The following is an 11986-nucleotide window of genomic DNA, read 5'->3' on the forward strand; positions in this document are numbered from 1 at the left end:
GTCTTTTTTGCGTGTAGTCTCCTTTTTCTTCTACGTAAAAAGGAAATTTCCACTATTCATATGATTTTTCATATATAATATTTTTGAATTAATTTTAAATTTTCAGAATCTTTCAAAATAAAAGGTAGATTGCAAGGAGTGCAAGTGAAATTAAATATCTCCAATCTGCCACTTCAGGAGTCGGGTAAAATATATTTACCAGTTAGAGCGTTATTTACCGGCCGTATCATCTTTTATGCAGGTTTATGATGAAGACAGCCATGCGCTTGTACTGGAAAGTGGTCTATAAGCTTCCAAGTTGGAGGGCACCTTTGAGGGTGTTCTTTTTTTGAATATATAAAATACTTACTTGACAGGTAGGAATAAAGGGGTATATGATATCACCAATACTTAAACAGTAATTAAATGAACAGTGAAATAATTCAACTGAGCTGATTGGACCACCAAAGGCTCCCGTACTTTTCCCTTGTCAGGGGTAGGTGCTGGGAGTCTTTTTTTATGGGCTGATTGGGAGAAAGCAGAGGTAAGTAAGCCATGAGCGAACAATATTGGAGACAGCTGGAGGAGACAGATTGGGCATTTCGCAAGGCGGTTCGCAGATTCGTGAAAGAGCGGGATAAGGTCGCCGTAGCAGGCATCTCCTTACCAGGCATGCTGATTCTGCACAAAATCATTCGTGATGGTGAACAAAGGCTAGGAGACTTAGCGGATGAACTAGACTTCACCTCAGGTGCGATTACCGCATTGAGCGATAAGCTTGAGGCGGGTGGATATACCGTGCGCAGACGTAAAGAAGGCGACCGTAGAACGGTAATGCTGGATATTACGGATAAAGGCCGCAAGCTGGCGGAGCAGAACAGCAACATCGGAGAACGATGTATTTCGCTTTTGTTTGAGGGGTTTACGGAGGAGGAATTGGCGCAGCAAAATGACTTTTATCAGCGGATCATTAGCAATTTGGAAGGATTCTCGGATATCCTGCTGAAGCTCGCCAAGGAGAATGCAGAGACCTCTCCAACCCTTGAACAGAAGCCACGAACAACCACCAAAAAAAGTAATTATCTTAGCTACTAAAAATTGAACGTAGGAGAGATGAACGATGGGACATTCAACCATTTATCCAACTGGAGCAACCGTATATAACCCTAACAAAGCCTGGAGTGGCTATACCGTATTTCAAGCTGGTGAAGAAGGTGTTGTACTGATTGATATGAACGGTAAAGAGGTGCATTTGTGGAAGGGGCTGCTTGGATTTCCGGCTAAAATCTTCCCGGGTGGTTATGTGCTGGGCAGCACAGGAAGAAGAGATCCTAAATTCGGAATACAGGATAATGTAGATCTGGTACAGGTGGACTGGGATGGGAACATCGTGTGGAAATATAACAGCTATGAACATATAGAAGATCCGGGTTATGAACCCCTCTGGTATGCCCGCCAACATCATGACTATCAGCGCGAAGGCAATCCGGTCGGATATTTTGCACCGGGGCTTGAACCCAAGGTAGACAGTGGAAAAACGCTAATTCTTGCTCATAAAAACATCTACAATCCTCAAATCTCCGACAAACAATTGCTTGATGACACGATCCTTGAGGTGGACTGGGAGGGGAATATCGTCTGGGAGTGGGCTCCAAATGAACATTTTGATGAGCTAGGCTTTGATGAAGCGGCCAAAAATGTACTATTTCGTGATCCTAACTCACGCTCTTTCGGAAATCTAGGTGGTGGTGTTGGAGACTGGCTGCATATCAATTCGGCTTCTTATGTAGGACCCAATAAGTTTTACGATGCAGGGGATGAGCGTTTCCATCCGGATAACGTGATCTGGGATGCGCGTGAAGCAAATATTATTGCGATCACGGATAAGCGTACCGGAGCCATCGTTTGGAGAATCGGTCCGGATTACTCGCTGCCAGAAGTGAAGCATATCGACTGGATCATTGGCCAGCATCATGCGCACATCATTCCGAAAGGTTTGCCGGGAGAAGGCAACTTACTTGTATTCGATAACGGGGGCTGGGGCGGTTATGGTCTTCCAAATCCATCTTCTCCTTTTGGGCAAAAAAATGCACTCCGCGACCACTCGCGAATTCTGGAGATTAATCCCGTAACCCTTGAGATTGAGTGGCAATATACAGCGGCAGAAGCAGGTTTCTCTGTCCCAACCGATTCTTATAAATTCTACAGTCCATATATCAGCTCAGCTCAACGGCTTTTGAATGGCAACACCTTAATTACAGAAGGTTCTAACGGCAGACTCTTTGAGGTTACGCCAGAACATGAACTGGTATGGGAATATATTTCGCCATTTACGGACTCCAGAAATACCAACATGGTCTATCGTTCCTACCGTGTGCCTTATGCATGGGTACCACAGCTGGAAACGCCAGTTGAACAAGCGATTGAGCCAATAGACGTAACGCAGTTCAGAGTCCCGGGGTCTGCACCTAAAGGATCGGATTCTGTGGTAAGTGTGGCGACAACCCTGCCATTTGTTGAAGGAGCTGCTTGTGTGGCGACGACGGATGAAGGCAGCAGCCGCAAGGTAAATTAACAAATTTGAGGAGATGTGTCGGTTGAAAAAATCATGGATCAGCTCAAGCTTTCTGCTCTTATCTTTATCAGTGGTTATCCTTTTATCGGGCTGCAGCTCCAAGGGCGACGCGGCTGCCTCTAATGCCGCTAAAGAGGGAGCGGCGAACAGCAAAGCAGAGACATTAAAGATAAAAATTGCTGACATCAATACGAATCCCACTTTTCGGGTGGCACTAGATAAAGGCATCTTTGCCAAACACGGGATTGACGCTGAACTGGTCAACTTTGGTTCCCCTGCGGAAGGTGTAAATGCCCTTTTTATTAAACAGGTGGATGTGGCTTTCGGGGCAGACTTCCCCTTGCTGAACGCAGTGGCGAAGGGCGATTATGCTATTATCGCCTCGGCGGGATTAGCGACTGATGAAGCGTCCACTGAATGGAAATTGTTCGTACAGGACGATATTCAGAAGGCTGAAGACTTGAAGGGGAAGAAGCTGAGTTTCATACGCGGTACCTTCATTCCGTACCTTTGGGATGAATATTTGAAAGAGCATAATGCTGCTCTCAGTGATGTGGAGTTGATAGGACAGGGTGCCTTTGATGAAGCTTATATCGCTTTGAAGCAAGGTGCTGTGGATGGAGCATGGTTTTATGGTTCGGTTCTGAATGATAAGCTCTACGCGCTTAAAGGTGTTCATGAACTGACAGATATGTCTAAAACCACGGTTCGATTGGGGATGGGGATTGTAACGGGAAATGATTTTGCGACTAAGAATCCGCAAGGTATAGCAAATTTCCTAGCAGCGGTGAATGAAGCCGGAGCCTATGCTCAGGCTCACCCAGATGAGGTTGCTGATCTGATGTATAAGGAAGTGAAGCAGCCTAAGGAATCAACGATAAAAGATCTGCCGAATAATCCGTGGGCACTAGGATTTACTCAAGCAGCGTATGACAGTTTGACCAAGCAAAAGAAATATATGGTCGACAACGGAATCATTGAGAAGGATTTTGATCTGGATAGCAAACTGAATCTCGAGCCGCTGGCGAAGGCATTGCCAGAAGAGGTTACGTACAAGAAATAGGGGGAGTTCAGCATGTCATTATCTGCTAAGCAGCATACCATTCATATTGAGCAGCTCCGTAAAAGCTACAGTGAACCGACTGCTGGGGACGTTCACTACATTATAAAAGATGTAGATCTCGTAATTAAAGGTGGCGAATTCTTCGTTCTGCTCGGGCCGAGTGGTTGCGGGAAATCAACACTGCTGAATATGATCGCCGGCTTTGTCTCCAAATCCGGTGGGCATCTACGGGTGGATAATGTAGAGGTGAATAAGCCCGGCAGAGATCGGGCGGTTGTGTTCCAGCAGGCTGATTCCTCCTTATTCCCTTGGTTAACCGTTCGTCAGAATGTGGAGTTCGGATTGCGGATGAAGAAAATCGCAAAGGTGGAACGGCATACAATATCGGATAGGTTCATCGGGCTTGTTGGGCTGAACGGGCATGAGGAGAAGTTCCCGAAGGAGCTGTCTGGGGGTATGAAGCAGCGTGTTCAGCTGGCTCGGGTGCTGGCGAATGATCCAGCGATTCTGCTGATGGATGAGCCATTTGGTGCGCTGGATGCGATGACGCGCCGAACGATGCAGAAGGAATTGGTCAACATTTGGCGCCAGACACATAAGACGGTGATTTTTGTAACTCATGATATTCAGGAGGCGTTATTGCTGGGGGAACGAATTGGCATTATGTCCGTAGGACCGTCTTCTAATATTACGGATATTTATGATAATACACTGCCGTATCCGCGGGACGTAACCTCACCGGAATTCTACTCGTTATACAATCAAATTCAAGGTCATTTCGAAGAATAGGATAGGGTGAGACAGATGAGAAAATGGGTGGAGAAGAAGTGGGTTTCCGTAACCCTTCTATGGATTACCACGTTCTGCGTCTGGCAGCTTGGAGCTGTAATCTATGGCCCCGATGTGATCCCCGGACCATGGAGTACACTTAAGGGCGGACGGGAGCTGCTGGAAGACGGAACCTTGCTGCAATATATCGGGATTAGCTTTTACCGGGTGCTCATTGGTTGGGTACTCGGTAGTTTACTGGCGATTCCCGTAGGGCTAATCATTGGGAAGGTGAACTTGATCCGTATTTTTGCGGAGCCTTTCCTGAACTTTATCCGTTTTATCCCGCCGATTGCATTCATTACATTGTTCTTAGTATGGTTTGGTATTGGGGAGCAGTCGAAGATTGCGTTAATTATGTACGCCACCTTTTTTATCGTGGTGCTGAATACTTTAACCGGTGTGATGTCCGTGGAAGAGGACAAAATCCGCTCAGCCCGCAGTATGGGCGCCAGTGAGTGGCAAATTCTGATTCATGTGGTTGTTCCGGCGACGATCCCTTATATTTTTACGGGTATCCGGTTAGCGATGGGCACCTCATATATGGCGATTATCGGCGCGGAAATGATTGCTTCGAACGAAGGTGTAGGTTATCTGATCTGGAATTCCCGGTTGTTTTTCCGTACGGATTGGATCTTTGTCGGGTTGTTCTGCCTTGGCTTTATGGGCTTCTTTACGGATCGTCTTTTTGGCTGGTTCGGTAAGAAGGTGCTTTACAGATACGGTGTTGTCAGTGTGGCAGCGCGTAGACGGTAGTTATATTCATACATGTAAAACTGCCTGGAAATGTCGGGCAGTTTTTTACTTGGACTGAAGTTTATACGAATATTTTTTGTCATTGTAATTAAATTGGATGGAATCCAGTGATGAGGGATTAAGAGAATAATCATTTATTTTTTCTTTGTTGCCAGTCAGAAGATTATAAATATAAACTTCGTAACTATAGCTACCATCTGCATTTCCAGGAAGTATGGAAACCGATAGATAAAGTTTTTCTTTTTCATCAACTGCATAACTATAAAATTTACCTCCAGATGAATGGAATTGAGCAATTTCTTTATTAGATGTTGGATCGTCTACCTTCATCACCCAAGCTTGTTCTCGTATCGGCTGAGCTCCATCAGTGAAAATGGAAAAGGTATGATAGAGGATATAATCATCTAATCCAAAAACGCCGCTAACCACCAGAACAGCATCGCCATCATTTAAAGGTAACGTCAATAGCTTCTTGGACTTTTCTACAGCTAGTGTTTTTTCATTAGGAGAACTTAAATAGAAAGTGAATGGCTCTGTTGGAAAATAAAATGGATTTGCTTCTGTTCCAGGGGCAATGTTCATTTTTGGGGCTGGCAACCATACGATACCGGCAGAGGTATTGACAGCGTAGTTGTATTGTTCTGTATTCTGATCACGTAATGGGAGGGTGTAAAGATCACTGTTTATTTGAATGATTTTATTACTTGTATCTGGCGTGTTATTTTTAGGAGGAGTAGCTGCATTGTTGCAAGCTGAGATAAGCAAAGTACATAGAAATAAACCTGTTACCATCTGAATTTTTGTAAACGGCATTTTTCAAGCTCCTCTGAGGGTCATTTCTTATTATGAATAAATACTACTATACATCAGTAAAGTTCTATTTTAGTGTAATTAATGTAATTATTTTCATAAAAACATTTCTAAGGGAAACGGCGGTCATCTAACAAAGACGACAGGTCGTTTCTTTTTATTTACAAATATTCCTATTCTCCTTAATGCCGCGAAAATAGTACACGCCTATACTGCAATTGGGTGCCTAACAGTTGGACATAAAGAAGCCCGCAAATAAGAAATAGGAGTGAAGGGGAAATCATGAAAAAAGGGATCAAAAATCAATTATCGATGGGTCTAATGTTATCCTTGCTCGTCCTGTTGCTTGCTGCTTGTGGAAATTCAGCCAAGGCTGAAGAAACAACGAATGGAAAGGCTGGCACCAAAGAATTAAGTCTGACTGAGATCGAGAGTAAAGCTAAAGAAGAGGGCAGTATCGTCAGTGTAGGAATGCCGGATTCCTGGGCGAACTGGAAAGATACATGGAGTGATATGAACAGTAAGTATGGTCTTACACATTCGGATACCGATATGTCGAGCGCGGAGGAAATTGCCAAGTTTGATGCGGAAAAAGACAAACCAACGGCCGATATCGGAGATGTGGGGATTGCGTTTGGCTCGGTTGCCGTGGATAAAGGGGTAACCCAGCCTTATAAAACATCCTACTGGGATGAAATCCCCGATTGGGCTAAGGATAAGGACGGGAATTGGATCGTCGGCTATCAAGGCACCATTTCTTTTCTGACTAACACTAAGCTCGTGGCGAATCCACCGAAGAGCTGGGAAGATCTGAAGAACGGTAACTACAAAATCATCGTTGGTGATGTAACCAAGGCTGCTCAAGCACAGATGGCTGTATTGGCCGCAGCGATTGCCTTTGGTGGCGATGAGTCGAACATTGAACCGGGGATTGCTTTTTTCGAGGATTTAGCTAAAAACGGACGTCTCTCCAATGCAGAAGCTTCCCTTGCCAACATTGAAAAAGGGGAAGTAGAAGTTACCCTGCTCTGGGATTTCAACGCTTTGAACTATAGAGACCAGATCAACAAAGATGGCTTCGCAGTAGCCATTCCCCAGGAAGGCAGTGTCGTGAGCGGGTATGCCACGATCATCAACAAATATGCGCCGCATCCTAACGCGGCGAAGCTTACACGTCAATACATCCTTAGCGATGAAGGACAGATTAATCTTGCCAAAGGTTACGCTCGTCCGATCCGTGACAGTGTAACGTTGCCGGATGATGTTGCAGCTAAGCTGCTGCCAAAAGAAGAATACGTCAACGCTAAGCCTGTTGGTGATTACAAGGTATGGGAAGAGACGGCAAAAACCATTCCTCAATTGTGGCAGGAACGTGTGCTTGTGTATTTGAATTAGTATTCATTTCTCCCTAAAAAAGAAGCAGGGCGCCTTCGTCATGATGCCGTAAGGCGCCTTTGTTCTATTCCCGCGACAAGGAGCGAGTAAGATGAAACAAAGAAGCCGCGGTGTGATCCTGGCACTTATTCCATTTGCACTAATGGTGTTAGCCTTTCAACTGGTACCTATACTATCCATGTTGACGGGAAGCTTTCGCACAGCGGACGGAACGGGATTTACGTTAGGCAATTATCTGCATGCGTTGCAAAGTGCCTATTACATGCAGGCGATTAAGAACAGTCTGCTAATCTCCATAACCTCAAGTCTGATAGGGATCATTGTCGGACTTTTTTGTGCTTATTGCATTACCCGGTTTACCCCGAGAGTACGCGATAGACTTCTGATGCTGTCGAATATGACCTCTAACTTCGCAGGTGTTCCGCTGGCTTTTGCTTATATCATTTTGCTCGGAAATAATGGGGTGTTTACACTCTTATTTAAACAGTGGGGCTGGAGTGTTTTTGCCGATTTTGATCTATATAGCTGGTCAGGTCTAATACTGGTGTATGTATACTTTCAGGTTCCGTTAGCCTTACTGCTTTTGTACCCGTCCTTTTACGGAATTCGTGAGCAGTGGAGAGAGGCAGCGTCCTTACTGGGGGCTGGGCCTTGGCAGTTCTGGAAGACGATTGGCCTGCCTATTCTAACTCCGGCGATCTTCGGCACACTTGGAATTCTTTTTGCTAATGCAATGGGGGCTTATGCCACGGCTTACGCATTGGTTGGCGGAAATTACAATCTGTTGGCGGTACGTATCGGTTCACTGATTGCCGGAGATGTGGTTACACAGCCACAAATGGGGAGTACGCTTGCTGTTCTGCTTGGTCTGACTACGATTTTGGCGGTTTATCTGAACCATTTAATGGTGCGGCGTGCGGAGAGGTTCGGAACGAAAGCACTCAGTAAACCGGATGTGAAAATCAAAGCTTCCCGGCGTTTATGGACAGCTCGTGAGGAGGCAGGGCAATGAATATACGTAAAGCAGGCTTTGCTCCACGCACCTTCATGCTGCTGCTCATGGTGTATTTGCTGCTTCCTCTTTTGGCAACGGGCATTTATGCTTTTGCACAAGATTGGCAGAATACCTTGCTGCCCCGAGCTTGGACGCTGAATTGGTTTGGGGAAATGTTTGAGGATATTCGCTTTCTGGAGGCGCTTTGGACCTCGCTTTATTTATGCCTGATCAGCGTGGTGCTGAGTCTGGCCGTGATGCTGCCAGCTGTTTTTGTCATCACCCTCTATTTTCCGCGTTGGGAGAGCTTTATGAAAGGTATTGTTGTTTTGCCTTATGCGGTGCCTGGTGTTGTGGCTGCGGTAGGTCTTATTCGTACCTATTCTTCTGGACCCTTTGATATCGCTGGAACAGCGTATTTATTAGTGGGGGCATATTTTGTGGTCATCCTTCCCTATATGTATCAGGGCATTCGCAATAGTCTGTTAACGGTTAATGCCGTTGAACTGCTGCATGCTGCGGAGCTGCTTGGTGCCCGCCGAAGAACGGCCTTCGTGAATGTGATTTTGCCTAATATATGGCCTGGGGTTATCGTCTCTACACTGTTATCATTTTCAGTTCTATTCGGCGAATTTGTCCTTACGAACATGTTAGTTGGCGGACATATTCAGACGATTCAGGTATATCTATATCAAAGGGTTGGTGAAAGTGGACATTTAGCCAGCGCGATTGCGATCTCTTATTTTCTGTTTATTCTAATTCTTTCGATGGTACTCATGAAGCTCGGTAAAAAGATGGGAGGGGGCGTTAAGGGATGAATGATTATCTAAAGCTGCAGGGTGTATGCAAAATGTTTGGGAATACCTGTGTGTTAGACAATGTTGATTTGGAGATCCGTGAAGGTGAACTTGTAACACTGCTAGGCCCCTCCGGTTGTGGAAAAAGCACATTGCTACGCTGCATAGCCGGTCTTTCAGAGCTGGATGGCGGCAGAATTCTTTTGGAAAATAAAGATCTGGGAAGTTTGCCGCCCCGTAAGCGCGAGGTAGGAATGGTGTTTCAGTCTTATGCCTTGTTCCCCAATCTGACGGTGAGCCAAAATATCGAGTATGGAATGAAAATGCGGGGATTATCGAAATCAGCCCGCCATCATCGCTGCGCGGAATTGCTGGCATTGGTCGATCTGGAAGATAAACGGGATGTATATCCGCAGTCCCTCTCCGGTGGACAGCAGCAGCGGGTAGCGCTGGCTCGTTCTCTAGCGGTGCAGCCCAAAGTATTGCTGCTGGATGAACCCTTAAGCGCACTAGATGCTAAGATACGCAAGAATTTACGTGCAGAAATTCGTGATATCCAAAAAAGGTTTAACATGACGACACTATTCGTGACACATGATCAGGAGGAAGCGCTGATTCTTTCTGACCGCATCTGTATTATGAACGGTGGCCGGATTGTGCAGGATGGCACACCTGAGGGGTTGTACTCCGCACCACGAACAGAGTTCGTTGCCCGGTTTATGGGCAGTTACAATGTATTGACCCGATCAGAAGTGATGACGTTGTTCCGGGGGATAGATAGCACGCAGGACCGCTTTGCTATTCGGCCTGAGGCGGTTACGCTGCTGCATGAGGGCGCGGGACTTCACGAGGTTGCTGCCGGAGTGCAACTGGTGGATGGCATCATTAAATCTGTCTCCGTGTTGGGCAATATTATTAGGTGTACGGTAGAGGTAGAAGACATTTGCTTAACGGTTGATCTTTTAAATGACGGACGCTGGCTGAGGCTGGTGGAAGGGGCTAACGTCACCTTGGCTCTGAACCCTTCTGAGCTGCTGCATCTGGAACGAGAGGGAGCGTAATAAGATGACTGAAATGAACAATAAACTTATTGTGGTAGTGTTGGACGGACTTAGATATGAGGCCGCACGTGAATATATGGGGTATATGGAGCATTTGGTGGAGCAGGGGAAAATATCATGTCACCGAGTGAAGTCGGAATTGCCTAGTCTGTCACGCCCGCTTTATGAAGTACTCTTGACGGGGACACCTGTGACCAAAAATGGAATTACGGCTAACCATATTGTGAGACCAAGCCATGAAGAGAGCGTATTCCATCTGGCAGTGGCCGCTAATTTGCGCACAGCTGCTGTCGCCTATCATTGGGTCAGTGAGCTTTATAATTCGGCCCCTTTTGATCCGCTGGCTGATCGCCATCAGCACAATGTGATGAAGCCCATTCAGCATGGCAGCTTTTATTTCGAGGATCACTATCCCGACAGTCATGTGTTTGCCGACGCGGTGTATTTACGGAGTGCCTATGATCCGCATTTCCTATACATTCACTCCATGAATATAGATGACGCCGGGCATCGTTATGGCGGCGAGAGTAAAGAATATGAGCTTTCAGTGCGTAATGCCGACGGTCTGCTGGCCACTGTTTTGCCTATTTGGATGGAACAGGGCTATAAGATTATGATTACGGCAGATCACGGAATGAACGCAAATGGGTACCACGGCGGGATAACCCCTTCCGAGCGAAATGTGCCATTATATACGTTTGGGGTAGATGTATTATCTTCAGAAAAAGAGGAAGAAATGCTGCCACAGCTGCGAATGGCTCCTTTAATGTGCCACTGTTTGGGGCTGGCCCCTTCGGCAGCAATGAGTAAGGAGGGCTTGCCTCCACTTGTGCAGAAGCAATCTCATGACAAAGTGGAAGAACCTTTGCCGTTGGTATGAAATAAAATAATTAGCACTAGAAAAATCATATACGTGAAAGCTGGGTTTTTGTATAATGATTTGTATATTTAACCCAATTAGGAGGTTGTCTATTGAGCGCTTCTAAAGCTATGAAATGGATTACGGGTTCCTGTGAAATTATTTTGGCAATTCCAATTCTGGGTGCTGCTATTGTTATTGGCACGGGGTATTCCGTTCTGGGGTTGATGTTTATTCTACATGTGATTACATTGATTTTATCTTCAAGAGACCGTGAGTCTATCTACGGTTCAGTGCTAGGAATTATAACTTCTTTATTGGCATGGATTCCTTTTGTGGGCTGGTTCTTGCACTTAATTACTGGGATTCTGTTGATGGTGAGTGGAGGACAGAAGTCCCGTTATCCGTCGAACCATATCTATCCACAATGATGTAAAATGACTTCAATACAGCCCAATTCGGACGTTTGTCCGGTTGGGCTGTATTCATGTTATAATGAGGGCACATTTTAGCAGTAAGCACAGAGAGGAGGCGCATCCATATGGAAATAACCGCACAAGAAGTAGCAGAATGGATGGTGAAGGAGATTCGTTTTACGGGTACCTTGCATCAGACGGCGGCGATTGAATATGTGAAAGAGAATTTTGGAGAACAATTTGTATTTGTGAATGAGAACGGCAATGCCTCACTCTCCAAAGAAGTGAAGAAAGCTTTCCGGAAACTCCATGGCGGGAGAATTGCTTGGGATCGAGACGGGTTCTTGTGGGCTTGGACCTAGGTTTGGCGTTTAAAAAACATTTATAAACTGTTCAACTTATATAATGAGATGAAAAACGGACCATGCATGTACTGCAATGGCCCGTCTTTTT

The 11986-nt window shown here is 45.7% G+C and carries 13 protein-coding genes; 12 read left to right on the forward strand and 1 reads right to left on the reverse strand.

Going from position 1 to position 11986, the window contains the following annotated elements; genetic code table 11:
- Positions 1–534 precede the first annotated feature (534 nt).
- From NST58_RS01935 to NST58_RS01955, 5 genes are read left to right on the forward strand one after another with little or no spacing between them, the layout of a single operon-like run.
- Entirely contained in the window at positions 535–1074 is a 540-nt protein-coding gene (locus tag NST58_RS01935; RefSeq protein ID WP_036687318.1) for a MarR family transcriptional regulator, read from the forward strand.
- Positions 1075–1099: 25 nt separating this feature from the next.
- The gene (locus NST58_RS01940; RefSeq protein WP_076192518.1) at positions 1100–2554 is read left to right on the forward strand and encodes an aryl-sulfate sulfotransferase; all 1455 of its coding nucleotides are present in this window, start codon (positions 1100–1102) and stop codon (positions 2552–2554) included.
- A 22-nt stretch (positions 2555–2576) separates the two neighbouring features.
- Positions 2577–3617 carry an ABC transporter substrate-binding protein gene (locus tag NST58_RS01945; RefSeq protein ID WP_076192516.1) on the forward strand — a complete coding sequence of 347 codons (1041 nt, stop codon included), beginning with the start codon at positions 2577–2579 and terminating at the stop codon, positions 3615–3617.
- Positions 3618–3629: 12 nt separating this feature from the next.
- The gene (locus NST58_RS01950) at positions 3630–4406 is read left to right on the forward strand and encodes an ABC transporter ATP-binding protein (RefSeq protein WP_076186160.1); all 777 of its coding nucleotides are present in this window, start codon (positions 3630–3632) and stop codon (positions 4404–4406) included.
- A gap of 15 nt (positions 4407–4421) precedes the next feature.
- On the forward strand, positions 4422–5201 hold the full coding sequence (locus NST58_RS01955; protein WP_076127036.1) for an ABC transporter permease: 780 nt from the start codon (positions 4422–4424) through the stop codon (positions 5199–5201).
- A 45-nt stretch (positions 5202–5246) separates the two neighbouring features.
- On the opposite strand, the gene NST58_RS01960 is transcribed toward NST58_RS01955, so the two are convergent.
- Positions 5247–6014, reverse strand: coding sequence for a hypothetical protein (locus NST58_RS01960; RefSeq protein WP_076304748.1), 768 nt, complete (start codon positions 6012–6014; stop codon positions 5247–5249).
- A 279-nt stretch (positions 6015–6293) separates the two neighbouring features.
- Between NST58_RS01960 and NST58_RS01965 the strand changes: the two genes are divergently transcribed.
- The 7 genes from NST58_RS01965 to NST58_RS01995 all read left to right on the forward strand — a co-directional run bounded on the left by NST58_RS01965 (position 6294) and on the right by NST58_RS01995 (position 11895).
- Entirely contained in the window at positions 6294–7406 is a 1113-nt protein-coding gene (locus NST58_RS01965) for an extracellular solute-binding protein (RefSeq protein ID WP_339245963.1), read from the forward strand.
- 91 nt (positions 7407–7497) lie between these two features.
- Positions 7498–8418 carry an ABC transporter permease subunit gene (locus NST58_RS01970; protein ID WP_076306798.1) on the forward strand — a complete coding sequence of 307 codons (921 nt, stop codon included), beginning with the start codon at positions 7498–7500 and terminating at the stop codon, positions 8416–8418.
- Positions 8415–9218: an ABC transporter permease subunit gene (locus NST58_RS01975; protein WP_076186152.1), complete on the forward strand. Its 804-nt coding sequence runs from the start codon at positions 8415–8417 to the stop codon at positions 9216–9218. The genes NST58_RS01970 and NST58_RS01975 overlap by 4 nt, the downstream gene beginning before the upstream one ends.
- Positions 9215–10258: an ABC transporter ATP-binding protein gene (locus NST58_RS01980; RefSeq protein WP_076307967.1), complete on the forward strand. Its 1044-nt coding sequence runs from the start codon at positions 9215–9217 to the stop codon at positions 10256–10258. The genes NST58_RS01975 and NST58_RS01980 overlap by 4 nt, the downstream gene beginning before the upstream one ends.
- A 4-nt stretch (positions 10259–10262) precedes the next feature.
- Positions 10263–11138, forward strand: coding sequence for an alkaline phosphatase family protein (locus NST58_RS01985; RefSeq protein WP_081387133.1), 876 nt, complete (start codon positions 10263–10265; stop codon positions 11136–11138).
- 92 nt (positions 11139–11230) lie between these two features.
- Complete coding sequence (locus tag NST58_RS01990; protein ID WP_036687337.1) at positions 11231–11548, forward strand: hypothetical protein; 318 nt, start codon at positions 11231–11233, stop codon at positions 11546–11548.
- A 110-nt stretch (positions 11549–11658) separates the two neighbouring features.
- The gene (locus NST58_RS01995) at positions 11659–11895 is read left to right on the forward strand and encodes a hypothetical protein (RefSeq protein ID WP_036687339.1); all 237 of its coding nucleotides are present in this window, start codon (positions 11659–11661) and stop codon (positions 11893–11895) included.
- Positions 11896–11986: the final 91 nt, after the last annotated feature.

The sequence above is a fragment of the Paenibacillus sp. FSL R10-2796 genome (assembly GCF_037965315.1).
GTDB lineage: Bacteria > Bacillota > Bacilli > Paenibacillales > Paenibacillaceae > Paenibacillus_AQ > Paenibacillus_AQ odorifer.